The following is a 26,195-nucleotide window of genomic DNA, read 5'->3' as shown; positions in this document are numbered from 1 at the left end:
CTTATATCTATATTCTACAAAAAAGTCGCATCACCAACATCCACAAACATAGCTTCTCCTGTCATTGCATCAATGGCTCTTACGTGGCCAACCGTCGTCGGGAATGATGGTGAATAGCTTAACTTATAAATCGCTTTTTCATTTTCATCATACTCACGAGTAAAGACCAGCTCCATTTCAAGCTGATTTTTATAAATTTCCTTTGCTTCATCATATGAAATCTTTGAGCTTGTTAGAAGATGTGTGTATAACTCTGGAGCTGGAATATCCAAGTCAAAGTTTGTGATTTTCCCGGTAAATTTTCCTATGTCCAAGGTGGATACATGCTGATCGACTCTAATGCCCTGATGATAGAGATGGAAATAGAATGTGTAGGTTTGTTCATGTTCGATATATTCTTCCTCATCCACATCTTCGTCTTCCATGTCCAAATCACCTTCAAATTCCTCTTCTAGATCAGATTCGCCTTCGTATTCCTCATCCACTTCGTCATCTTCAAACTCTTCCTCATCATCGAATTCCTCAAGAACTTCTAAGCGGAATCTCTCATTCGTATTTGGGAATAGGTTAAACATAAAATCTATTGCCTTTTTCTTAGCATCCTCCAAGCTAATTTCTTCTCCATCATTTTCAGATTCTTCTCCACTTATAACTCCAAGAAGATCCCCTGTTTTTTCATCAAATGTAAGCTTTACAACATGATTATCAGGTTCATCCATTTCAAAAGAACTTGAATCAATTGACTCCAGCTTTGTCCATAGTTCCGTTTTCTTCCCTTCTTCTTTTAAGACATCTATAAGTTTACATTCAGGTGTGATGCCGACTAACTCATATACACTCTTATTCGAAGGTTCCTGTAAAGGAATTTTAGACTCACCGATATTTTCCTCTAGAATACTAAAAGGCTCAGAGCCATCTACAGGTATATCTGTTACATGCTCAATTAAACTGTATGATAAATGATATTTTGAATCTCCATTTTTATAAACTTCATGATCATAATGTTCGATGACAAGTGCAAAGTCGAGCTGATCTATGTATTGCTCTAAGGCCTCTTCCTTTGTTATAACTTGATCATCGTTTTGAATCTCGTACTCTTCCTCTGTAAAATGAAATTGGGTTACTTGTCCGGCTGTTGAAACGGAAACGACGAATCCCATACTATGCAAAAACAATCCATAGGTTTCATCTCTTTTTTCATAGACAACCATGTATGGATTTTCTAAATCCAAAATCGCTGAAAGCTCGTACTCTTTCTTTGTTGGATGAAAGGTTTTGAGAAACTTTTCAGCAATACCTGCAATTTCACCCTTTACGACATCGCCTTGTGTCGTTTCATCAAAAAGAGAAAAACTCACAAGCTCACCATGTTCATTAACTGAATAAGATCCAATCTCTTCGTCGGTTTCTTCATCAATGATGTCATAAGTCATTTCTTCATATTCTGATACTCTAGCAATAGCTTTAGAAGGTAAATAGGGGTTTAGTTGTTCAATTATGTTATTCATGGGCTTCTCCATTCACATAAAATTTTCCACTTCCTGTCTTACGAATTTTGCCTGTTAAAAGTTTCAATTAAATTAGAGAAACGCGACTTACCGCCAAGAATGGCGGAAGTCGATGTCTTTTCTTATACTATCATCCATAAAATTTTTATACTTTCTGATAGTATAAAAAAGATGACTGCTCATAGTGAACAATCATCCGTTGAATTCCTATTCTTATTCCATTAAATATATAATTTCGCTTTTCGCCCATGTAAGACATAATATAGAGGAATACATACTAAAATAACCGGCAGCATCCATAGGAAAATGGCGCGATACCCGACAAAAGGAATGAGTAACCCTAATAAATATGGACCTAATCCAAGACCTATATCATAAAAAATAAAGTATGTTGATGTCGCAAATCCGAAACGATGGGGCTCTGTTACTTTAACCGCAATCGTTTGTGCAATAGAATTAAAGTTACCGAATCCAAGACCGATTAAAGCCGCAGCAACTAATAGCATCCAACTGCTGCTGGCATCACTAAACATATACATACCTACGGCAAATAGTATGAAACAAGGATAGACAATGATATTAGGCCCTTTTCGATCCATTAAACGTCCGGTAAAAGGACGTGTTAAAATTGTCGCTACGGCATATACGATGAAGAAAAAGCTTGCCGCATCAACTAAATGAATTTCTTCTGCAAAGAAAGATAAAAACGACATAACTCCTGAATAAGCAAAGCCTATTAATAGGGCAATAAAAGAAATTGGTATCGACTTAGGTTCCATGAATTTTGCAATAAATGATTCGTTTGTTTCTTTCTGCTCACCTGTACGAAACATAGCTGAATCTAATTTCATAAAAACTAATGCGAGAATCATAATAGCTGATAATAATACATTAAGTCCAAAAATATACGTATTCCCATTCTGGAATTTCATTAAAAATATTCCGATAAACGGTCCAATTGCTGTTGCAAGAATAACGCTTAAACTGTAATATCCAATCCCTTCCCCTTTTCTGGAAGCAGGGAGGATCGAGGCAATAATCGTTCCTGCGGCCGTTCCTATTATTCCAACAAAAATCCCCTGGATAAAACGGTTAAATAATAAAAATCCAATATTGATTTCAATAAAGTACAAACATGCACTAATGAAAAATAATATAACACCCATCGTCAATATTTTTGATGGACCCAATTTGCCGATGAATCGTCCTGTAAAAAGCCTTCCCACCAATGCTCCAATTACATAAATACTTGAAACCAGACCTGCAATACTTGTTGATACATGATAGGTTTCAATTGCATAGCTGGCAATTGTTACGATTAATAAGTAAAACATTAAAATCGATAAAAAATTAATTAATGAGATCACAATAAAATTTCTTGACCATATCTTATCCTTCATATTTCTTTAATCGCTCCTCCAACACCATTACCTGTTCTGTCCATTCTTTGATCATTTCATCCGGGAACGGCTCTGTGACGAATGATTGAAGCTGCATCACTTTTTCTGATACTTTTTGGCATAGAGAATGACCTTCGTCAGATAGTGATAAGTATTTTTGTCGTTTATCTTCACCACTTGTGAATTCTAGTAAACCTTGTTCGTTTAACTTACGGACTAATGAAGATACAGTTGGTTTTTCAACTGACCATTCTTTGACAATATCCATACTAGTACAGCCTTCATTTTTATAGACATGTTGCAACACAAGCCATTGTACGGCTGTGATGCCATTTGCTGAACAAATCTCTTGAAGACGAAGTACATACAACTTATTAAAACGGTAGATGGTTGAAAATAAGTTCATATTGGCCTCCTTAATAGTTAGTATCCCTAACTAACTATATGATAACATATCTTTTTTGTAAAGTTTTTAGCTTGATATGCAAATTTTATAAACGTTGTGTGACGTAAGGAACAGGTCCGTTCCATTGCTCTCCACTAACATCCAAAACTGGTTTCTAGTGCACAAAAAAGACATCTTCTCATCATTAATGAAAATGCCTTTAAGGTAACTGATTTACATAAACATGGCTGACAAGCCAAGAAACACTAAAAACAAAATAATTAGCTGAAGAACAATCCCAACTATACTGCAAATTCTTCCTGCGATCGCAAGTCCATATCCATTTTCATGGCGGGCTCTTATCTCAGATAATGCCTTTGATGAAAAAATGATACTAATTATACCTAATATAAAACCTATATAAGGTATAACAATTGCTAGTATTCCTAAAGTTAAGGCTGCTATTGACTTACTATTTACCTGCTCCATAAATGACCACCTATTCTTTATCTTTCCTTGTAAAATAAGGACCACACCAGCCCTTTTCATGTGTTACAACAAAGGTCCATGTAAACTCTTTGTCTACTATGTATACATCTTCTTCTTCAATTAAATCCATTGCTTTTATAACTGAGGCATTTTTAATAAGGAGAGCATGGTCGTAGTGTTGATAAAACAGGTAACAGAATTTTTTGGGTTCCATATTAAAAGCTTTCTCCGCTTTTTCCTTCTCTAAGCATTTCTTTTTCTCATAACTAAAAATATGCCAGAGGTAACCACATAAACCACCATCATCGTAGAGAAAGATTGATTCTTTCTCCTGATGAGTAAGATGTGCTGCAAATTCCTCATCCCAACGATTTCGTAAATAGGCACCCCAAGCAGGGATTTCTTTTGCTTGTATCTTTTTGTTTTTAAAAATCTCGACTATATCCATAACTTCCTCCTACATACCTGAAAGACTAATCATCATTTGAAAACAAGTAATCTTTTTTCTTCAAAGAAATATTTAACACCAATCCTAATGCTATCATGCATGACATGACCGAGCTTCCTCCATAACTAAGTAGGAGTAAAGGAATACCCGTAATGGGCAAGAGTCCTGATACCATCCCAATATTCTGGAAAACATGAAATGTAAATAACGTTGCAACCCCAATACAAATCAATGTATTAAATAGATCTCCTCTTGAATAAATTGCTATTACTATTAATCTATATACAAGCAAAAAATAAAGGGCAATAACAATACTTGCTCCAAAAAAACCAAATTCCTCAGACACAATCGTAAAAATGAAATCTGAATGGGCTTCTGGTATATAGACCTCACTATTCAAATACCCTTTTCCATCTAACATACCTGATCCAATCGCTAATAACGATTGTTTTAATTGATATCCAATATCTTGTGAGTTTTCAAACGGATCAAGCCATGAGTATATTCTGTTTAACTGATATTCTCCAAAGAAGTTCAATAGAAACTCCGGATAAAATATAAATAAAACAACAAGTAAACCAATCCCAGTTATGGCGATCCCTATAAATGCCATTATTATTCTCCAATTCATATCAGAAGCAAAAACAATACCTGAAGTAATGACAAGCATCACAAGTGATGAGCCAAAATCATTTTGCTTCAACACTAATAAGATTGGTACTAAGGCAACAAACGCAATTTTTAAAAGAAGGAAAAAATCTTGCTTAATATGATGGTTTGGGGCATTTTCATCGTGTTTTTTTATAACATGTGAAAGCATTAGTATTAAAAATATTTTCATATATTCCGAAGGCTGTATAGAACCTATTCCAGGTACAATATACCACGACTTTGCTCCATTGCGATAAGGTGCAATTGATTCCGGTGCAATGAGAATTCCGAGCAGCAAAACCACTCCTAATCCATAAAGATAAGGGGTGATCTTTTGAATTTGTTCACTATCAAAGAGAAAGATAAACATAGCGATCACCGTACCTAGAACAAACCAAATCAACTGTTTCATCATGAAATCTTCACTGTATTGAGCGTATTTTTCAGCACTTGAAATGGCCACACAGCTACAAATCATAATAAGGAAAATGAAAAATACAAGTGTATAATCGAAATAATTTCTATCTTTTGAAAACATAACATCACCATTATTCTATTTTACTAAATTATTACATAACCTTACAAATTTTAACATAACTCTTATTATTTTTGTTCAATATTTTATAACTGATAGAAAAAAGCACCTACAAATTTTGTAGATGCTTTTCATAATTAGTTAGTAGCTTTTTCACCGTTAGTCGATGTTACAGACCTTTATTCCTTTACGGAACCAACAACAATACCTGTAATAAAATATTTCTGTAAAATTGGATAGATGAGTAATAATGGAATAGTGGAAATGACAATTTTTGCAGCATTTAAATTTCTATTTGAAACTTCCATTACATTCTCCAATTGACTTGAGTTTGCACCTGCTTTTAACATATCTTGAATATCAATTGATAGTGCTTGAATATATGTCATTAACGGGTAATTGCTCACCTTCGTCATATAAATCAATCCTGAGAAAAAGTCATTCCAGTTTCCAACAATACTAAATAATGCAACAGTTGCTAGTGCTGGCAGAGAGACAGGAATATACACCTTTACCAACACTTGCCATGGGTTGGCGCCATCCATTATCGCTGCTTCTTCTAACGATTTTGGTACACCTATGAAGAAATTCATAACCAGAATAATACTAAAAATCTGGACTGCTCCAGGTAATACCAAAGACCAGATTGTATTCAGGAGATCTAGGTTTTTCACGACTAAGTAAGTAGGAATCATCCCCCCATTAAACAACATGGCAAAAATAATAAGATTCATATAGATATTTCTGCCTCTAAAATGCCTTTTAGACTTAGAAAGCGGGTATGCCATTAAGACAATTAAAATCATATTAATAATAAGCGAAAGAATCACTCGTTGAATGGAGATAGAAAATGAGCGCCAAAATTGGCTATCTTCCATGATCATCGTATAGGCTTTTGTTGTAAAATTGACAGGTGTTAAACCTACAGCATTTGCGGCAACCGCCTCACTACTGCTAAAAGAAATAGCCACAATATTCCATAATGGCAGGAGACAGATTAGTCCTAAAAATAGGACGATTGTATAGATGATCACTTTTCCTATACGCCCTGAAAAAGTCTTATTCTGTACCACAATCCTCTTCCCCCTTAAAATAACTTTCTATCTGTGTATTTTTTAGCAGCATTGTTCGCTGATAAGATTAATATTAATCCTATTAATGACTTAAATAAGCCTACAGCAGTACCAAAGCTATATTCACGGCCGAGTAGTCCAATCCTGTAAACATATGTGTCAAGAATATCTCCTGTTTCATAAACCATAGGTGAGTAAAGATTGTAAATTTGATCAAAACCAGCATTTAATATATTAGGAAGACTTAGTATTGCTAATAATAGAATGATAGGCAGCATTCCGGGAAGTGTTATGTGCCAAACCCGCTTCCACCAACTGGCTCCATCCATACTTGCTGCTTCATGAAGCCCGGGGTCTATTGCTGTTATTGCAGCTAGGTAGACAATGGAATTAAATCCAAATTCCTTCCAAACATCTGTCCCAATGATTAACGGTTGAAATAGCTTATTACTTCCAAGAAAGTTGAGCTTTTCAAAACCCAGAAAGGTTAAAATTTGATTCACCGTTCCATCAAGGTTAAACATATTTACCACTACCGATGCCAATACAACCCATGATAGAAAATGAGGTAAATAAACAACGGTTTGAATCGATTTTTTTAACAGCTTAACCCTAACTTCATTTAATAAAATGGAAAACACAATTGCCATTAAAGTTCCTATTATGATTTTTCCAAGTGCGATGACAAGTGTGTTTGAGAATATTTGACCGATATCTGGTAATGAAAACATATACGTAAAATGATCAAATCCAACAAATTCAGACCCTAGCATTCCTTTTGCTGGAATATAATCTTGAAAGGCCATGATGATCCCAAACATTGGGATATAACTAAAAATGAATAAAAAGATCATCCCGGGCAACAGCATAAGATGATACGAAGCTTCTATTTTAGTCAATCTTCTTCTTTTTTTCTTTTGATAGATGGGCTCTAGATTGGTATTTGCATGCTCTATCTGTTTCATAACATATTCTCCCTCCTTAAAGAATAAGAGCTGCCAAGCAGCCCTTATTTAGGATTCCTTACTCCTCTTCAGCAAGGACTTCTTCTATTTCAGCGATGATTTCATCTCCACCTTGACTTTTCCAATTGGATACAAAGGTATCAAAATAATCAAGAGGCTCTGCACCTGTGACAATTTTAATGAAATCTTCTTCTTCTAGTTTCAGAAGGTTCGCTCCTTTTTTCTCTAATGTCTCCGTATTTCCGAAGTATACAGGAGTTACCCAATTGAATTTATCCTCTTTTGTCAGTTTATCGATCAAGCCCATACCTTTTACCCGAGAATGATATTTTGACCAATCCGCTGTATCAGCTTCTGCAGGATTTTCTGTATATTTCATAATACTTGTCGCTGCGTCTCTTGCCTCAGATGACGCGATTTCTTCCATCTCAATTTCACCATTAACTGCACCCATTATATTTGAATAGTCGAATAATAAATTATCAGATTTTAACACTTCGATATTAAACGGTCTTGTTGAACCATCAACACCAAGTTCTTTGTATTCTGCAACCTCTGGATAATCAGATGCTAAATCTTTCGAATTTGCAAGCTCATCATAGAAAAGATTCAAAATCTCAATGGCTAATTCAGGATGTTCATAGTCTTTTCTAACAACGATAAATGCGCCAGTTGGGTTCGTATGAGCAACATTTACTTTTCCATTTTCATCTTCTAGTGCATACGCTTCGAAATTTGCATTCTTATCCATTTCTCTTACAGTCGATAATCCCCAGTCAGGAATATGCCATGGACCAGTTACAATACCTGTTTGTCCGTTTGTTACAAGAGCCATGATGTCATCCCATGTTCTAGTTCCAAACTGTGGATCAAGGATTCCTTCTTTATACCAATCAGACAAGACACCTAGTGCCTGCTTTGTTCCCTCTGTTATGGAGCCATTTGTGATATTTCCATTTTCATCTTCAATCCAAAATCTAGGATACGCATTAAATATTCCGGCAATGGATGTCATATTAAGCGCAGAGCCTCCGTAGCTTCCGGAATTTAACCAGTAAGCCATAGGAATTCCGATAGGATTGCCCGTTCCTCCAGGATCTTTTTCAATAAATGCCTTTGCCGTTTTTTCTAGTTCATCTAATGTAATGAGACGGTCCCCATCAGCATCAATTTCCAGTCCCAGCTTTTCTGTCCAGTCTTTACGAATCCACATCATATTAGGAGCTTCATCCCCAATTGTCGCTGGAAGCGCCATTAGTCGCCCGTCAAATGATGCATCTTCCAAGCTTCTTCCATCATATGAATTGTATATATCTTTAATGTAATCGCTTGCATTTTCATCATAAACATCCGATAAATCTGCTATTAAGTCATTCTCAACCAACTCTTTCAATTCTTCTCTTGAATCAACCCGCATCATATCCGGGAGTTCTCCAGAAGAAATAGCAAGTGCAACCTGTCTTGTATAATCTTCTCCTTCACCTTCAAAAGCATTGACGATTTTTGCCCCAAATTCCTCTTCTACTAGACGAGTATAGGCATTATCCTCATACGTATCACCTTCAGGTAACTTTGGATTTGCTGACGTTACACGTCCCATTTTAATGACTTTTTCTCCATTCTTTGATGCAGAATCTGCTGCATTAGATGGCTCTTTTTCTACACATGCTACTAAAGAAACTGTCATAACAGATACTATGGATAGCATGGTAATCCGCTTAAATATTGAGTTACGCTTCATTGTTCTCCCCCTCGTATATCCCTTTTGTATAAGCCACGTCTTTGGCACACCTTTAGTGTAATGGTTTTAGCTTTCTTCAAAAATATTAAATAAACCGTTTTCATGTACTTTTTTCCGGAACATTTTTCACTAATTGGCTTCCCAAAAAAACTCAATGATATAATGAACAAATATTATATCTCGGAGGGAAAAATATGTATCGAATTTTAATTGTAGATGACGAAAAAGACGAACGAAACGTTATTCGTTTTCTTCTCAATAAATACCGTTTTCAACTTGATATAATGGAAGCAAGTAATGGAAAAGAGGCTCTTACTCTATTAAGGAAACAGCCTGTTCATATTTTGTTTACAGATATTAAAATGCCTTTTATTGATGGGATTGAGTTAGCTACAAAAGCGCGAGAACTTTATCCTGCTATTCAAACCATTTTTTTTAGTGGTCATGATGATTTTGACTATATAAAAAAAGCTCTATCATTACGAGCTGTTGACTATATTTTGAAGCCAGTAAAACCAGATGAATTTCGACCAACACTTCGTTCAGTCATACAAAATATTAAAACTATGGAAAAAGAACTAGCAGAAATAGAAGCAAACACAGAACTCTTAAAAACCCATATTCTTAATCGTCTTATAAATAAGGTTCCTTTGCAAAATCTTAAAAATGAATACCCTTCCACCAATTTCGACTTTTTATGCGATTATTCACACATGGTTTTAATGCAGTTTGATGAACCTTTTTTCGATCGACTTCCTAAGGAAAAAGATACTCTATTTTTCTACCAAACAATCGAAAAAGCTATTCCAAATTTCTCATGTAACTTTATTGATCTTAATCCATTTCAAATTTTATTGTTAGTTAAGAAAAACGGAGAGAACTCCATAAACACTGAGCAGACTGCAACAAGAATTCAAAAACAAATTCATGAAGAATATGGTATAAACTGTTTTACCTCGATCAGCACGAACCTGTCATCACCTAGTGAGATGCCAAGGTTCTACGAGGAGTTGGAGAAGGATATCGAAGACCGTTTTTTCTATTCTGACACCTATGTATTTCCAAAAGAAGCCATACAAATTGAAGATAAAGGATATCCTGAAGGAGATGATGACCTCCTTCAGTCCATAAAAAATGCTGTTACATTTGCTGATATTGTTAGTTTTAAACAAAATATGAACCTTTTGTTCGAAAAGTACCGTTTAAATTTGGAAATATCTCATATCTATGTCCGATTTTTATTTTCAAAACTATTACAACTGCTAGTGTGTGATCTGCCCTTATATGATAAAAAAACCATTAATAAAAAAATGGAGGATATATATTCCTGTCATCATTTTTCTGATATTGAAGAGATTTTAACATCCGTACAAAATGAGATCGTAAAAAAATTGGACGATGAGAGAAAATCTCCAAAACATGTGATCCAAATTATAAAAAAATATATACAAGAACATTACCAGGAAGATTTATCTTTGAATTTATTGTCTGAACAAGTCTACTTATCACCAGGATATCTAAGTGAAATATTCATCCAGGAAACAGGTTGCGGGATCAATAAATATATTAAAAATCTAAGAATGGAAGTTGCTAAAGATCTACTTAATACTACAAACATGAAAGTGATTGATATATGTCATAATGTAGGCTATCAAAATCTCTCATACTTTGTTCGAAGTTTTCGGGAGCATTTCGGAGCAAGTCCAGAAAAATACCGACAAATGGATAAAAAAATGAAAGAGAACTCATAATGATGCACAATATAAACAATTGGTTTAAAAACCTAAAATTTAGAAATAAAATCTTATTTATCTGCCTACTATCAGGTTTACTCCCAGTTATTACATTAGGAAGTTTCTGGTATAACCAGGTACAACATTTATTCATTACACGCGAAAATGAAGTGTTAGATGAATCTCTTAATCAGGCAATCTCAAGCCTTGATTATAAAGTAAATACTTATTTTGATGCAATGAATCATATTGTTTGGAATGAAGATGTAAAAAGAGGTGTTACATCTACTTATGATAATAACTATGAAATGTTTTTATTTTATCACGATACACTTGATCCTCTATTAAACACGTCGAAGTTTTTGCAAACAGATATTAATAGAATTACGATTTATAGTAATAATGAGATGCATTCACACGGTGAGAGCCTCAGACCTTTATCAGATATTGAACAATACAGTTGGTTTGAAAGCGTTTCGGAAGCATCCACACCTACATTAATCGTATCAGCTAAAGAGAAATCATTCGAAGTTGCCAGTCAATTATTTGATCGTCACCATAATACAACCAATATCGTTTACATGGATATCGATTATGAAAATGTGTTTGAATCAATGTCCACCTTATATGAAGATAATTACGGACTCATGATTCTTGATGAACAAGATAAACCAGTGTTTCAAGTCAACCAATTTTCAGAAACAAATATGTCTTATGCGCTAACAGAAAACGAATTGTTAAAACTAGTACGTGAGGATACATTAAACGAACACTATATCTTTAAGAAAGCTGAACTTACCCCTTATAACTGGACAGCCTATCTTTATCGTCCGTATAGTGCAGTCTCTGCTTCTTCTTTCGGACTTGAGCTTACCTTTTTTATCGTTGTTCTGTCTTCTATCCTGATTCTGTTTTTATCTATTTATTTTCTTTCAAAAGTGGTCGTACGACCGTTAATCATGTTATCTAAAAATATGGAACAGGTTGAAAAAGGGGAATTGGTCGTAACTGTGACCAACACTGCATCTGATGAAATTGGTCACTTAATTCAAAAGTTCGGGAATATGGTTCATAAATTAAACACCATGATTAATGAAGTATACAAAAGTAAAATTGCTCGTCAAGAATATGAGATGAAAGCATTACAAGCCCAAATTAATCCTCACTTTTTCTATAACAGCCTGTCTCTGATTAACAGCAAGGCAATTATGGCTGATCAAGAGGATATTAGTCAAATGGCTCAATATCTTTCAACATTTTACCGTACGACATTGAATCAAGGAAAAAACACTATTTCTGTTAAAGATGAACTTAAAAATACAACTTCCTATATTCAAATTCAACGAATGATGCATTCGCATTCATTTGAGGTTCATTGTGAAGTAGAGAAGGATATTCTTGATTACATGATGATTAATCTTCTCTTACAGCCGTTAGTGGAAAATGCTATAGATCATGGGATTGACCACAAAACAACGCCCGGTAAAGGTATCTTAACCATATCAGGTAAACAAACTAAAGATCGCTTAATTTTCAAAGTTTCTGATAATGGTTGTGGAATAGAACCTGAAAAGCTGGAAACCATTTTAACCAACAAAACAAAGGGTTATGGAGTAAGGAATGTCCACCACCGTGTACAACTTTCATACGGTGAAGAGTTTGGTTTATCTTATCAAAGCGAAGTCAATAAAGGAACAACAGTAACCCTTACGATTCCTAAAAAAGCGGTAAGGATTACTAATTAAGTATTGCTGTATTATTAATAACGCCTCACACCTTTACTTTGTGAGAGGCGTTATTTTTATAATTTTTCTCCATTACTTTCAATCACGTCTTTATACCAATAAAAAGACTTCTTCTTTTTCCGTTCTAATGTTCCGGTGCCATCATCATGTTTGTCAACATACACATAGCCATAGCGTTTGGAGAATTCACCCGTTGACATGCTGACCATATCAATACAGCCCCAGCTTGTATAGCCCATTAACTCCACGCCATCTTCGATTGCTTCACCCATTGCTTTAATATGTTCACGTAGATAGTCAATTCTGTAGTCATCATTGATTGAGCCATCTTCTTCCACCTTATCATACGCTCCTAATCCGTTTTCCACGATAAATAGAGGCTTCTGATAGCGATCATATAATTTGTTTAAACTGATACGCAATCCTTCTGGATCAATTTCCCAACCCCAGTCACTTGCTTCTAAAAATGGATTTCGAATTCCACCGATTATATTTCCCTCAGATGATTCTTCATCAGATTTCACTTTCTTCTCCGTGCGGGACATATAATAACTAAAACCGACATAATCGACTGTCCCTTCCTTCAATAATTCCAATTCACCATCTTGAATATCTAATTCTATATTATGTTCTTTAAAATACCTCTTAATGAAAGCTGGATACTCGCCACGGACTTGAACATCTCCACAGAAGTAATTGAATAACTGTTCTTCCTGTAAAGCATGCATTACATTTTGCGGGTTGCTATCAAATGCATAAACAGGTGCAAAAAGAATCATGCAGCCAATTTTGGAATCAGGAATCATCTCATGGCATGCCTTAACAGCAATTGCACTTCCAAGAAATTGATGATGATAAGCTTGGAATGTAGGCTGGTATTTATCCTCTTCATTTTGAATCGAAAACCCCAGTCCATTGATAGGCATAACTAAGCCACTATTAATTTCATTAAAGGTCATCCAATTTTTAACCTTGTCTTTATAACGAGTAAAAATGGTATTCACATATCGTTCAAAGAACGTAACAACTTCACGGTTTCTCCAACCATCATATTCTTTTACTAAATGCAAAGGCATTTCGTAGTGTGAAATTGTCACTACCGGTTCGATTCCATACTTATGCAATTCATCAAATACACGGTCATAGAATTCCAGTCCTTCCTGATTAGGCTCTACTTCATCACCATTTGGAAAGATTCGGGTCCACGCTATTGACATGCGAAACGCTTTAAATCCCATTTCGGCAAATAGAGCAATATCTTCTTTATAACGATGATAAAAATCGATTGCTTCGTGATTTGGATAAAAATATTGATCCGGGTGGATTTCAAAGTCAAAGCCTGGCTTTACTAAAAATTCATATCGGGCTTTACCTCCCGGAAGAACATCTGCAATATTTAACCCCTTATTCCCTTCATTATATCCACCTTCAATTTGGTTAGCTGCTGTAGCGCCGCCCCATAAAAAATCCTTTTGAAAAGGATAACGTTTCATGTTGTTTACCTCCAAATTATATTCCATATTAATATTGGCTTTTCTTATAAATTTATAATTAAGCTATTCTATAGTTTGTTTTTCTAATTAGTTCTTTGAAAAAAATGGTCATAAAAAAGAATACTACTTTTAGAAAAATAGTAAACGAGTTAAAGGAAAGTAGTTATTTGTCACACAAATTGAAACTTGTTCCATATATGTAACACAGCGTTTCTCCCAAAAACAGCAAGGAGCCCAACTTTACTTTAAGTGAGAGAATATACTAAGATGGAGAGTGATTATTTCATCACAGTTGGAGGCTTTACCTTGAATGTTATAGAAACAAAAAATAAAAAAATACCATACAAAACTATTTTTTTGTACCTGCTTGTAACACTCGCGTTTGTAGTATCACTTATTTTTGTGAACAATAATGATTCATTTTACGACCGTCCTATTGCTGTAGTGATAAAAACAGATATCACGGACTCTAGTGAAATGATAGACCAGTATGATAATAAAGATCATCTTTTCACACAGCAAATCCTAGCTGAGATAAAAAACGGGGATGAAAAAGGACAGGTTATTCAATTAACTAATGAATTTTCCACTTCAAAAGCATATGATCAAGAATATGAAGTTGGTCAAAAACTATTCGTATCTATTGAGAAAAATAAAGGAGAACAAACCTATTTAACCGGCACGATTAAAGATCTAAAACGTGATACTTACGTATTAATTGCCGCTTGGATTTTTGCGATTATCGTATTAGTTGTCGGCCGGAAACAAGGTTTCTTCTCTCTCATTAGTTTAGTAGTAAATGCCATGATACTCTCATATGCCTTAGACCTTTATCTCGATCAACTCGATCGAAACCTAATCGTTATTTGCAGCATAGCCGTCATTTTATTTACGGTTATATCTTTATTACTTGCTAACGGCTTTAATGAAAAGACCTATGCAGCCATCATTGCAACATTGCTTGGTACGTTTCTGTCACTGTTCATATCCTATCTTGTTATTTGGCTGACCTCTGAAGAAGGACTTCGATATGAAGAGCTTCAATTTATAACCCGTCCTTACCAAATGGTGTTTATGGCCGGATTATTTCTAGGTTCGTTAGGAGCGGTAATGGATGTAGCCATTACAATGTCTTCTTCCATATTTGGATTGTTTGAAAAAAATAACAACATTGCTGTAAAAGCACTGAAAAAATCAGGAATGGAAATAGGGAAAGATATTATGGGGACGATGACAAACATCTTGTTTTTCGCTTATATTAGCGGTTCACTCCCAATGTTGATCTTATATTTAAAAAATCACTCACCATTGGGATACACTCTTTCCATGAATCTTTCACTAGAATTAGCCAGAGCACTGGCTGGGGGGATTGGAATTGTCATCACCATTCCTATTGGTTTATTTATTACGATATTTTTCATTAATAGAAAGAGGGCAAAATTATGAATGCATTAGTTGTACTCGCAGTCATCTTATTTCTTTTAATGGCGCTCATTGGAGGAAAAAAAGGGGTACGATCTTTCTTAGCATTGTTCTTCAATTTTGCTGTCATTTTTATCCTTCTTTTCTTTTTGAATGACCCAAATATCGATCCGATCATATTAACGATTATGGCAAGTATTGCCATTAGCTGTATTAATCTCTTTTATATTAATAAAGTGAATAATACAACGATACCTGCATTTATTTCGACGATTATATCGATTGTAATTCTTCTTTTATTTATTATCTTTCTTACTAAAAATGCAATGATTCAAGGATTCGGTGAGGAAGAAGTAGAAGAGTTAAGTATTTTTTCTCTTTATATCGGAATTGATTTTACCAAACTCGCTGCATCTGTCATGATCATGAGTACAATCGGTGCTATTACGGATACAGCAATCGCTGTTTCATCTCCAATGCGGGAAATCCATTTTCACAATCCAACTATCACCCGAAAGGATTTATTCACATCAGGATTAAGCATTGGAAAAGATATTTTAGGCACAAGTACAAACACACTGTTTTTTGCTTTCTTCGGTGGATATTTAGCCCTGCTTATTTGGTTTAAGGATTTAACATACTCTTTTGGTGAAATTGTGAATTCAAAAATATTCAGTGCTGAGATGCTTACATTGCTTTGTGCCGGCATCGGTGTGACAATGGTTATACCTATTACCTCCTGGATTACATCATTGTATTTACTTAAAAATCAAGAAAAAGCGTGATTAAAATGGCGGTCTATCTCAATCAATGAGGTATACCGTTTTTTTTATGATAAAACGTTCCGGACAGAAAATACCTTTCTTCACCTTATATATATAGTAAAGAAATCTTATCTAAAAAGAGATAAGAGGAAAAAAAGGGTGACGATATTGAAGATGAACGAAGCAGTAGAGATGCTCACAAAAGCAGGAGTCTCTGAAAATATAAGAACACTCACCATCAGAAAATGGATAAAAGAAGGAAAAATTACGTCGGATGATACAAATGGAGCCAGCATTGATCACCAAAGACCTGAACCGCTACACCATAGTTTACGAGATGAGAAAAAAGAAATGATTAGACAGTTTCAATCACAATTAAAAGTACAAGAAGGATATATTGAGGGGATCAAAGCTCTTCATGAAAATTCTATAAAGCAAAGAGAACAGTTGCATCAGGAAATTTCACTTCTCAAAAAAGAAAAGAATGATCTACAAAAGGAAGTAAATTCTTTGCTAAAAGAAAATATCCGACTAAGAAATGAAATAATTAAGCTCAAAGAAAATTCCATACATACTAATTCTAGTAAAGCTCAAGAGCCAAAAAAGGAAACAGCCCCTCTACAAATACGTTTTCCATTACAGGATTATCGCGATAAATTAGGTCTATCAAAAGTGTCTGGAAAAAAAGAAGTAATGACTGCCTATAAAGAATTATTGAAGCTGTCCCATCCCGATCACGGCGGGCAACTTAAATCCTTTCAATACATTAAAGCAGATTTTGATCAGTTTAAGAAGGATTTTAAAACTAGATAAGGACTCAAAAAAGAATGGGAAGCAGAGTTATATATTGCTTCCCAAGTCCTTTAATTCTAGAATTCCGTTGAAGTAAATTCCTTCATTATCAAATCATGATTGATGCCAGCTGCAGCTCGAACACCTTGGCCTGCTGCGATGATTAGCTGTGAAGGTCCGGAAAATGTGGTATCTCCTGCAGCATAGACTCCCTCAATATTTGTTTTGCCAAAATCATCAACAATAATTCCATTCGTATTATTCAGCTCACATCCAAGAGAGATAGCAAGGTTATTTGGCTGCTGAAGATCAGTTGTAACAAAACCGCCCACTCGGTTCATCGTTGTACCGTCCTCAAAAATTACTTTTTCTAATTTACCGTTTGTCCCTGATAATGTTTCTATTCTCTCTTTCTTTATGATCAATCCTTTCCTTTCAAGTAGGAGTTCATCATCCTCTTTTAGAACTGACTTACCGTTTGTACACACGACTAAGTCATGACTCCATTGATAAATCATTTTTGCCAAATGAGCGGTATTGCTATTTTCACCGATTAATATTAAAGGTTGATCTCTCAATTCCCACCCGTCGCAGTACGGACAACTAAAGAGGCTCTTTCCATAGTACTCGTTTATTCCTTTTATACTCGGTAAATTCTCTTTAAGACCTGTTGTTAACATTACCTTTTTACTTGTAAACATTTTTCCTTCTTCAGTCGTTACTGTAAATAGGTTGCTGCTTTCTTTCTTGATGTCAACAACCTTTACTCTCTCTATTTTTACTGATGGATATTTACTAATATCTTGATGTGCCAACTCCCTGAATGCACTAGGTGAAACACCATCTCTCGTAATAAAGCCATGTGATTCCTGAGTAACATTATTTCTTGCTTGATTATTGTCAAACAATACAATCTTTCTCTTTGCTCTCCCTAAGACAAGAGCAGCATTTAAGCCTGCAGGTCCTCCACCGATAATTACACAATCTAACATTTGTTTTCCTCCTCGTATTAAATATTCCTCTATTATAGATATTATAGATATTTATAATCTATAATTAGATTAAAAAAATTAATTTGCGATAGAATTTATATTTTCAGCCATTTTTCCATCAACCTTTTTGACCAGATCTTCAATCGTTTGTGACCCTAGATAATCCTCCATCTTTCGTTCAGCTTTATTCATTACTTTTTCAATTAAGCAATTTTCCCGATTGTGCTGGGTATGATCTAAACTGCAATTGAATAATGATGATGTTCCTTCTATGGCATGAATGATATCCAGGAAAGAGATATCTTTCACATCTTTTATTAATTTATATCCACCGTTTACACCCGTAACAGATTCAATAAAACCGGATTTAACTAGAGTTGTTAATACTTTTGACAAATAAGTTGGCGAAACCTTTTGTACCTCCGCTAAAGGCTTTACCCCAATTGTTTTTCCAGACGGTAATAGCGCCAAATAAACAATTGTATGGAGGGCATAATTCGTTGCTTTGGAATATTTCATGTTCTTCCACCTTTAATTAAAGACTTAATAAATCTATAATATCTGTGATATTATGATATGTCAACGTTGAAGCTCCTCTATCATGTAATCAGTTTTCGATTTCCTTTAGAAAAGATAAAAGCTTTTCCATCCATCTTATATTCTCTTCTGATTGACTAAAAGCATGTTCACTAATAAAATGCACAGCTTTCTTTTGTTTATCATCTAATCGTTCCATTCGTTTTTTTATTTTTTCACTATTTTTTGAATCCCTAAATTCAGCCCAACGCTTCTTTTCCTGCTTAATAGCATCTTCAAGCAAAAAGACTGCTTTAAGAGGATCAATGAACTTAATTAAATATATGGATATATATAAATCTTTCAGATTAGATACTTCTTTAAAACTATGATAAATCTCTTGTTCAAGAAACTCTCTTCCAATTTTGGTTATTTTATAAAGAGTCTTATTTGGACGGTTTTCTATTTGAATGGTTTCTACTGGTTCTATATATCCCTTTTTCTGCAGTGCCTCAAAATTATAATAAAATTTTCCCTCACTCATTCTATTTATAGGTAATGCATCAAGTAAATCTTTCTTTAATTTGTATGGGTGACTATTTTCATCGGCTAAGCTCCCTAGTATAAATAATGAAACAGACAAGAGACATTCTCCTTTTTGATCATAAATTCCTTCTCATATCCTATCTGATACAACTGGTTCTATTTTCACTCTATTCATTATGGCATAAAGTGACTGTGAGATAATAGTCGGTTAAAGAATTGTCTATTGAAATCAAAAATGTTGATTAATAGGATGACTTCCCTATTATGTATTACTCTTTTTAAAATACTCTAATTAGAGTAAATTTATAAATAGAAAGATGATCAACATTTATAGACGTATTCATTTTAAGGAGGAATAAAACGATGATTAAAGAAGTTATTCCAATTAAAGAAATTACCAATTTCCGTTCACGTACAGAAGAGTTTTTCCCTATTAATTGGTACAAAGAAATGCTGCAAAAACATCCTGTATACTATCATGAAAAAACGAATACATGGAATGTATTTAAATATGAGGATGTAAAACAAGTATTAAGCAACTATAAATATTTCTCAAGTGAAGGATCGAGAACAACTATTTTTGTTGGATCCAATCATAAACAGGCAAATCCTTCATCTATCACAAACATTACAAATGTGGATCCACCTCAGCATAGAAAAAGCCGCTCTTTGTTAGCAGCAGCTTTCACTCCCCGCAGTTTAAAAAATTGGGAACCCCGTATTTATCAGATTGCATCCGAACTCGTTGAAGAAATAAAAGAAAATTCAGTTGTTAATATTGTCGATGCTCTGGCTACTCCTTTACCAAGTTTTGTTATAGCTGATCTTTTTGGCGTACCAATTCAAGATCGTTATCAGTTTAAAAAATGGATCGATATCCTTTTTCAGCCTTATGATGAAGAAAGACTTGAAGAAATCGAACTGCAAAAACAAAAGGCCGCACAAGAGTACTTTCAATATCTATATCCTATTGTAGTTCAAAAGAGGATGAATGTAACTGATGATATAATATGTGACTTAATTCGTGCTGAAGTAGATGGAGAAAGATTTACAGATGAGGAAATTGTACAGGTCACCATGTTGTTATTAGGTGCAGGAGTTGAAACAACAAGCCATGCGATCGCCAATTCTTTCTATTCATTACTCTATGACGATCCATCGGTATATGGAGAACTAAGAAACCATCCAGAACTCATACCAAATGCTGTCGAAGAGATGCTTCGTTATCGCTTTCATCTTTCGAGGAGAGACCGCACTGTAAAACAGGATAATAATTTATTAGGTATTGAATTAAAAAAGGGAGATGTCGTCATTGCTTGGATGAGTGCCTGTAATATGGATGAAGAAATGTTTGAAAACCCGTTTTCTTTAGACATCCATCGCTCAAACAATAAAAAACATCAGACATTCGGAAATGGTCCACATTTTTGTTTAGGAGCACCGCTCGCACGATTAGAAATGAACATTGCACTTGAGGTCTTCACACAAAAATTTTCCCACATTAAACCAGTGAACGGGTTTGAATTGGAAAAAAATCTTACAGTTTCCGCTACAGGACAATCCCTTACGAATCTACCGATGAAGGTTCATAGGTAAACAATAAATGGAATGATGAAAAGAGAACAGCATATCCTTGTTGTTCTTTTTATTGAATAAAACCGCTCATCTATCACATCCTAAGAAAAAACCTAAGGATGAGTAAGTTGATAGCTACTTTTTTTAGAATTGTAAACGCGATCTTTCTGTGGGCAGGTGTCATCAAGTTTCTTCCCAAACAATCTTTTAAACGATATTTACCTGTTACATTATTCTGTTCTTGTCTTTTATTAATCCAAACGCTCCTTAACCCCATTTTCAATTGGTGGAAGGTAAAAGGCGGAACAAAGTATATGGTATTTGATGCATTAGCGTTTATTTTCGGACCCTTTTTTACTATTAATTTGTGGGTATTTCATTTCACATACGGCAAATTTCCTTTGTATGCACTTTGTAATTTTATCATGGATGTGATTTTTGCTTATTTCTTTAATCCAATTTTTCAAAAGATTGGACATTACAAATTAAAGAAATTCAATTCCACAACCCTTTTCTGTATTTCTTATTCACTTGCTCTTGTGAATTATGGTTTTCAAAAATTAACTGAAAAAATAGATTCCAGCGACTCAGTTTAGTTAGACTATCTATACTTATCTATCAACCGTCTTGGTATAAGGCGGTTTTTTATTATCGCTATTACAATAGCTTACCTCATACTCCAAACTACTTTATAGGATTAAATATGTTAAAATTAACCTTATAGATCATAATTTGTTATGGAGTGAAAAATTTGTCAAGAAACACCTCCCATTTATATAGTGCTGATAATCAATTTGGTGAATCATTACCAGAGCAGATTGCTAAATATATTTTAGAAAAAATAATGAAGGGTGAAATTGGTCCAGGAGATAAAATTGTCGAAGAACATTTTGCCCAAGAACTTAAAACAAGTCGTGCTCCTGTAAGGGAAGCTTTATATTTACTGCAGATAAGTAATATTGTCGAGAGGATTCCAAGGAAAGGAACTCTCGTTAAATCTTTTTCTAGCATTGAAATTCGTGAATATACTGAAGTCATGATTGGGCTTATCCAAATGGCATTAGAGTTTTCTAAAGGAAAATGGACACCGGATTCTCTCCAATCACTAGATGAAAAGCTTAACCTTATGTCGAATAAGTTTTTTGCTAGTGAATTACTCGCATATCAAGAGTCATCATCTATCTTAACGAAATATCTTTTTGATGTTTCTAGTAATAAGGCTCTTAGCAAGTTTTATGATGAATCAGTATATATTCTTAATGTGTTTGCTAAAGTTAAATGGACCATTGAAACGATGAATCATTTTCACCCAAAGATGTTAGACATGGTATCCTGCATAAAAGAAAATAACATTGATCAAGCCAAGGAAATCATTCCAGCATTATTACTCGATACCTTAACAGAATAGAAGGTTTTACCTTCTAAAACAAAATTGTCGACAATCGACATTAATAGCGTTATCATATTTATAACAAACCTAAAGGAGGAAATAGACATGAGTTTTAAAGAAAAAGTTGTATTAATTACAGGAGCAGCTAATGGAATCGGACTTGCGGCAGCAAAAGCTTTTGCCGCTGAAGGAGCTAAATTGGCTCTGGTTGATCTAAAATTAGATGCATTGGAAAAGGCTGCTAGCTCCATTAAAGCAGATGATATTTTATTATTGGCGGCTGATGTATCCAAGGAGGAAGAAGTTCAACAATATGTTGAAAAAACAAAAAATAAATATGGACAAATCGATGTTTTTATTAATAACGCCGGTATTAACGGAAAATTCGGCTTGTTAGATGAACAAACTGTGGACAATTATCAAGCAGTCTTTGGTGTTAATGTTCTTGGAGCCTTCCTTGGATTGAAGTATGTCTTACCTATTATGAAGGAACAAAGAAGTGGTGCAGTTGTAAATACAGCATCAAACGGTGGTTTACTAGGAGCACCTGGTATGGGGCTTTATGTTGCTTCTAAACACGCAGTTTTAGGCTTAAACAAAACAGCAGCACTAGAAGCTGCCGATTATGGCGTTCGGGTAAATGCTGTAGCTCCATCAGGAGTCGATACACAAATGATGAAATCGATTGAAACAAATGCTATGCCAGGAAAAGAAGATGAAGCGCGCACTGCATTTGAAAACAGTGTTCCTTTGAAACGCTACTCAACTCCTGAAGAAATTGCAGATCTCATGGTTTTCCTTTCTTCTGATAAAGCTTCCTTTATCTCCGGATCTTATTATCGAATTGATGGTGGACAAGGCGCTACATCGGCTTAAATGTATATATGACAATAAAGCACATCTTTTTTGAGATGTGCTTCTTATATTCTTACTCATAGTGATATTTTTTAGTAGAAATCCAATAATACGTAACATAGAAAGTCAGGAGAATCCCTAAAAACACTGTCACCAAATGAATCCATACATCTGATTTAAGAGATCCGAATATTAATAATTCCATGGCATGACCACTCATACTAGCCGGATTAAATAGATCAATAACTGGATGAATGGTAACTATTATTCTACAGCCAATTAAGAAGACAATTGAAATCAAAGCAATGATACCTTGATTTTGAAAAATTGTACTGACCATCATCGTAAAAGATACGATAAAGAGAACCCATACAAGATAAAATAATAAGGCAATAAGCATAAGGAAAAATGGCACATTTGAAAAAAGATTAAGAACATATAGATACGCAGTTAAATATCCCAAAGCTACACTAATCGTAGCTATTAAATAATTTGATAATAGTTTACCAGTTAAATATGAAAGAACTGAAACAGGTCTTGTTAAGATAAATGGCAACATACCGTTTGTTTTATCTGCTTGAATTATTCCCATCATTGAAATGGCTAGAATCATAAGTCCCATCTGATCAAATTGAGACCCAAATGTGCTTGCGAGTACCTCTCCACCTTTTTGATTAGCCAAGCCCGAATCTATAGTAATCCCCTGACCACCTCCTAATGCTTGTAATATCGATGGCAAATAATAAGTGACAACTGGCTGAGTTATGCCTAAAAAGATAAACACGATCGGCAGCCATATCACTTTAAAATCTCGAACCATTTGAACAAACTCTTTTTTAGCCAATACAATACTATGATTCATTCCTCCACCACCAATTTTAAGAAAATTTCTTCTAACGTATCTTTATTCAGTTCAAATTTAACAATGTCAACACCATGATCTAGTGCATGTTTCAATAATCGATTTTTATTTTTTTCAATATCATCCATTTTGATTTTGACTTTTTGTCCAATTACCTCTACTTCCTTGACATATGAAATCTTTTTCATAATTTCTATCCATTCCTGATCTTTTGCTGTGACTTCCACATACAGTTTATTATCACTATTTCGACTTAACAATCGTGAAATCGTTGTGTCTTCAATTTTTGATCCACCTTTTATCATAACAAAACGTTCACATAATTCTTCTGCATCACTAAGTATGTGGGTCGATAATAAAATGGTTGTATCACTTTTTATTTCTTTTATGAGATTTAGCACTTCTCTTCGTCCAATAGGGTCTAATGCCGATACAGGTTCATCCATGATAATTAGTGATGGCTTATGCAATAACGCTTGTGCAATCCCAAGTCTTTGTTTCATTCCCCCTGAAAATGTGCCAACTCTAGAATTTCCTTCTTCTTTCAGCCCAACTTTTACTAAATTCTCTGGTATTAAATCATTCAATTCTTTCTTTGACAAACCGGATAGCTGCCCCATAAATAAAAGAGTTTCATTAGCAGACATCCAATGATAAAAGTTAGGATACTGTGGCAAATATCCAATTTTCTTTTTCATCTTGGATATGTCCTTTCCATTTAGTAAAACCTCACCGCTGGTAGGATTGATGATATCTGAAATAATGTTTAATAAGGTTGATTTTCCCGCTCCGTTTGGTCCGATTAACCCCACACATTCACCTGATTGTATTTCCATCGAAAATTCGTCTACTGCTGTTTTTCTTTTAAAGGTTTTTGTCACATTTTTAATTTCCAGCTTCATAGTCTTTTACTCTCCCTTCGTCCTATTACGAAATACAGGATAGGACCCAAAGTATTAACAAAAAGAATGACCACCATCCAGGTTAGCGCATTTTCCCTCGTTTTTCTGTGACGGTAAAGATCAAATAACGCCAGGAAAACCAAAATTGCTCCAACTGCCATAACAGGTAATACAATCGGTAAAAAAAACATAAAATCAATGTCTTTAAAGTCATTTATTCCATAGTGTAGTTCCATTTTTATTATTCCCCCTTACTTCATTCTCGTTATCAATAATGATAACGAGTTTTTTCACTCATTGCAATCATTATTCTCATTATTTATAATGAGAATTAAAATAACGGAAATTCAGGTGAGAATCGTGAGTAATAAAGTTGAGATTTTAATGCATCCTGTTAGAATGAAAATTTGCCAAACTTTAATGAGACATAAAGAAAATGGGCTAACCCCATTGGAAATGGTTAAATTAATAAAGGATGTCCCTCAAGCAACTCTCTATCGCCATATTCAAATTATGGCAGACGCAAATATTATACGGATTATAAAAGAAAAGAAAGTAAAGTCTGTTTCAGAAAAATATTATACTTTAAATGAAACAGAGGCAAAGCTTGATGTTGAGGAGTGGAAGAGAATCTCCAACGAGGAAAAACTGGACTATCTCTCTTACTACCAATTATCTCTAATGACACAATATCGAGCTTATTTAGAAAAATCAGATGAAAATGGACAGGAGGATCAAGCCACTTTTACTGTTGTAGAATTAAACTTATGTGAGGAACAATTTCAATCATTTCAGAGCGAATTAAACGATTTGATGAATAAATACTACAACACTTCTAGCGAAAGTAACGGAACAGAAGCCTCTGTTCGTACGATTGGGATTACAATTATTCCAGATGCATAAATGATCGGACCCAAATGGTGAATAGGCGTGAACTTCCTAGGTTCACGCCTTAATAGAATTTCATTCGTCTTACACGGTTTCCTGAGTCTGTCTGTATGAGCGAAAGCTTTTTATTTTCTCTACCAAATACTGAAAACCATATAATAGATATGCCTTATAGTGTATGTAGACAAAAAACTGTATACGGTTCAACCTCCTTAGGCGTATGATCTTGACCTTTTTTAAAATATCCATAACAATAAAAGCAAAAATCCCATCTGAAATGGCATTAAGCATAATATACTTTTTAAAGTCTTCATATGAAACCTTTAATAACCACATGGATAGAGGCATATAGGGACCAATACTAAAAGGAAGCTCATTTTTTATGAACAACTTCCGCTTATCATAAAACTTCCACCAGCCTCTCTTATTCCCATACAAATGATTAATGATTTCAAACAGAACAACAAAAATCTGCCCATGAATACCTCTTAAAACTTTTCTTACCTATGAATAACAATGTTAACC

26 protein-coding genes are annotated in these 26,195 nt (G+C 34.4%); 10 read left to right on the top strand and 16 right to left on the bottom strand.

Annotated features, from left to right (window positions below; translation table 11 throughout):
- Positions 1–14: 14 nt before the first annotated feature.
- The 9 genes from LC095_RS17440 to LC095_RS17400 form a co-directional block, all read right to left on the bottom strand.
- Positions 15–1,508: a YcdB/YcdC domain-containing protein gene (locus tag LC095_RS17440; RefSeq protein WP_226529351.1), complete on the bottom strand. Its 1,494-nt coding sequence runs from the start codon at positions 1,506–1,508 to the stop codon at positions 15–17.
- A 221-nt stretch (positions 1,509–1,729) separates the two neighbouring features.
- Positions 1,730–2,908 (bottom strand): MFS transporter, encoded by a 1,179-nt coding sequence (locus LC095_RS17435; RefSeq protein ID WP_226529350.1) that lies wholly within the window; start codon positions 2,906–2,908, stop codon positions 1,730–1,732.
- A complete protein-coding gene (locus LC095_RS17430) occupies positions 2,898–3,314 on the bottom strand; it encodes a MarR family winged helix-turn-helix transcriptional regulator (RefSeq protein WP_226529349.1) in 417 nt (138 codons plus the stop codon). Before LC095_RS17430 ends, LC095_RS17435 begins: the two co-directional genes overlap by 11 nt.
- A gap of 213 nt (positions 3,315–3,527) precedes the next feature.
- A complete protein-coding gene (locus LC095_RS17425) occupies positions 3,528–3,782 on the bottom strand; it encodes a DUF4190 domain-containing protein (protein ID WP_226529348.1) in 255 nt (84 codons plus the stop codon).
- A gap of 10 nt (positions 3,783–3,792) precedes the next feature.
- Entirely contained in the window at positions 3,793–4,230 is a 438-nt protein-coding gene (locus tag LC095_RS17420) for a DUF4275 family protein (protein ID WP_226529347.1), read from the bottom strand.
- A gap of 25 nt (positions 4,231–4,255) precedes the next feature.
- Positions 4,256–5,419, bottom strand: coding sequence for an FtsW/RodA/SpoVE family cell cycle protein (locus LC095_RS17415; protein WP_226529346.1), 1,164 nt, complete (start codon positions 5,417–5,419; stop codon positions 4,256–4,258).
- A gap of 176 nt (positions 5,420–5,595) precedes the next feature.
- A complete protein-coding gene (locus tag LC095_RS17410) occupies positions 5,596–6,489 on the bottom strand; it encodes a carbohydrate ABC transporter permease (protein WP_226529345.1) in 894 nt (297 codons plus the stop codon).
- Between the two features lie 14 nt (positions 6,490–6,503).
- Positions 6,504–7,358, bottom strand: coding sequence for an ABC transporter permease (locus LC095_RS17405; protein ID WP_226529450.1), 855 nt, complete (start codon positions 7,356–7,358; stop codon positions 6,504–6,506).
- A 154-nt stretch (positions 7,359–7,512) separates the two neighbouring features.
- A complete protein-coding gene (locus LC095_RS17400; RefSeq protein ID WP_226529344.1) occupies positions 7,513–9,195 on the bottom strand; it encodes an extracellular solute-binding protein in 1,683 nt (560 codons plus the stop codon).
- A 194-nt stretch (positions 9,196–9,389) separates the two neighbouring features.
- Between LC095_RS17400 and LC095_RS17395 the strand changes: the two genes are divergently transcribed.
- Both LC095_RS17395 and LC095_RS17390 read left to right on the top strand, forming a co-directional pair.
- Complete coding sequence (locus LC095_RS17395; RefSeq protein ID WP_226529343.1) at positions 9,390–10,946, top strand: response regulator transcription factor; 1,557 nt, start codon at positions 9,390–9,392, stop codon at positions 10,944–10,946.
- Entirely contained in the window at positions 10,946–12,673 is a 1,728-nt protein-coding gene (locus tag LC095_RS17390) for a sensor histidine kinase (RefSeq protein WP_226529342.1), read from the top strand. Before LC095_RS17395 ends, LC095_RS17390 begins: the two co-directional genes overlap by 1 nt.
- Before the next feature lie 56 nt (positions 12,674–12,729).
- On the opposite strand, the gene LC095_RS17385 is transcribed toward LC095_RS17390, so the two are convergent.
- A complete protein-coding gene (locus LC095_RS17385) occupies positions 12,730–14,166 on the bottom strand; it encodes a glycoside hydrolase family 1 protein (RefSeq protein WP_226529341.1) in 1,437 nt (478 codons plus the stop codon).
- Positions 14,167–14,472: 306 nt separating this feature from the next.
- Here LC095_RS17385 and LC095_RS17380 point away from each other — a divergent pair, with 306 nt between their 5' ends.
- The 3 genes from LC095_RS17380 (at position 14,473) to LC095_RS17370 (ending at position 17,165) form a co-directional block, all read left to right on the top strand.
- On the top strand, positions 14,473–15,612 hold the full coding sequence (locus LC095_RS17380; RefSeq protein WP_226529340.1) for a YibE/F family protein: 1,140 nt from the start codon (positions 14,473–14,475) through the stop codon (positions 15,610–15,612).
- Entirely contained in the window at positions 15,609–16,373 is a 765-nt protein-coding gene (locus LC095_RS17375) for a YibE/F family protein (protein ID WP_226529339.1), read from the top strand. Before LC095_RS17380 ends, LC095_RS17375 begins: the two co-directional genes overlap by 4 nt.
- Before the next feature lie 138 nt (positions 16,374–16,511).
- Positions 16,512–17,165 carry a hypothetical protein gene (locus LC095_RS17370; protein ID WP_226529338.1) on the top strand — a complete coding sequence of 218 codons (654 nt, stop codon included), beginning with the start codon at positions 16,512–16,514 and terminating at the stop codon, positions 17,163–17,165.
- Positions 17,166–17,221: 56 nt separating this feature from the next.
- Here LC095_RS17370 and LC095_RS17365 read toward each other — a convergent pair whose 3' ends face one another.
- From LC095_RS17365 to LC095_RS17355, 3 genes are all read right to left on the bottom strand, one after another.
- A complete protein-coding gene (locus tag LC095_RS17365) occupies positions 17,222–18,136 on the bottom strand; it encodes an NAD(P)/FAD-dependent oxidoreductase (RefSeq protein WP_226529337.1) in 915 nt (304 codons plus the stop codon).
- Between the two features lie 78 nt (positions 18,137–18,214).
- Positions 18,215–18,655 carry an Rrf2 family transcriptional regulator gene (locus LC095_RS17360; RefSeq protein ID WP_226529336.1) on the bottom strand — a complete coding sequence of 147 codons (441 nt, stop codon included), beginning with the start codon at positions 18,653–18,655 and terminating at the stop codon, positions 18,215–18,217.
- Between the two features lie 88 nt (positions 18,656–18,743).
- A complete protein-coding gene (locus LC095_RS17355) occupies positions 18,744–19,295 on the bottom strand; it encodes a PadR family transcriptional regulator (RefSeq protein WP_226529335.1) in 552 nt (183 codons plus the stop codon).
- A gap of 266 nt (positions 19,296–19,561) precedes the next feature.
- Between LC095_RS17355 and LC095_RS17350 the strand changes: the two genes are divergently transcribed.
- From LC095_RS17350 to LC095_RS17335, 4 genes are all read left to right on the top strand, one after another.
- Complete coding sequence (locus LC095_RS17350; RefSeq protein WP_226529334.1) at positions 19,562–20,794, top strand: cytochrome P450; 1,233 nt, start codon at positions 19,562–19,564, stop codon at positions 20,792–20,794.
- 107 nt (positions 20,795–20,901) lie between these two features.
- Positions 20,902–21,369: a hypothetical protein gene (locus LC095_RS17345; RefSeq protein ID WP_226529333.1), complete on the top strand. Its 468-nt coding sequence runs from the start codon at positions 20,902–20,904 to the stop codon at positions 21,367–21,369.
- Positions 21,370–21,524: 155 nt separating this feature from the next.
- Complete coding sequence (locus LC095_RS17340; protein ID WP_226529332.1) at positions 21,525–22,181, top strand: GntR family transcriptional regulator; 657 nt, start codon at positions 21,525–21,527, stop codon at positions 22,179–22,181.
- 87 nt (positions 22,182–22,268) lie between these two features.
- A complete protein-coding gene (locus LC095_RS17335) occupies positions 22,269–23,039 on the top strand; it encodes an SDR family NAD(P)-dependent oxidoreductase (protein WP_226529331.1) in 771 nt (256 codons plus the stop codon).
- A gap of 52 nt (positions 23,040–23,091) precedes the next feature.
- Here LC095_RS17335 and LC095_RS17330 read toward each other — a convergent pair whose 3' ends face one another.
- From LC095_RS17330 to LC095_RS17320, 3 genes are read right to left on the bottom strand one after another with little or no spacing between them, the layout of a single operon-like run.
- On the bottom strand, positions 23,092–23,880 hold the full coding sequence (locus tag LC095_RS17330) for an ABC transporter permease (protein WP_226529330.1): 789 nt from the start codon (positions 23,878–23,880) through the stop codon (positions 23,092–23,094).
- Positions 23,877–24,782, bottom strand: a complete 906-nt coding sequence (locus LC095_RS17325) for an ABC transporter ATP-binding protein (protein ID WP_226529329.1) — start codon at positions 24,780–24,782, stop codon at positions 23,877–23,879. Before LC095_RS17325 ends, LC095_RS17330 begins: the two co-directional genes overlap by 4 nt.
- Positions 24,779–25,018, bottom strand: coding sequence for a PLD nuclease N-terminal domain-containing protein (locus tag LC095_RS17320; protein WP_226529328.1), 240 nt, complete (start codon positions 25,016–25,018; stop codon positions 24,779–24,781). The genes LC095_RS17325 and LC095_RS17320 overlap by 4 nt, the downstream gene beginning before the upstream one ends.
- Positions 25,019–25,142: 124 nt before the next feature.
- Here LC095_RS17320 and LC095_RS17315 point away from each other — a divergent pair, with 124 nt between their 5' ends.
- A complete protein-coding gene (locus LC095_RS17315) occupies positions 25,143–25,685 on the top strand; it encodes a helix-turn-helix domain-containing protein (RefSeq protein ID WP_226529327.1) in 543 nt (180 codons plus the stop codon).
- Positions 25,686–26,195 lie beyond the last annotated feature (510 nt).

The organism is Metabacillus niabensis, from assembly GCF_020524345.1.
In the GTDB taxonomy this organism is placed as follows: domain Bacteria; phylum Bacillota; class Bacilli; order Bacillales; family Bacillaceae; genus Metabacillus; species Metabacillus niabensis_B.
Note: the sequence above shows the minus strand (reverse complement) of the source record. Positions and strands in the feature narration are given on the sequence as shown.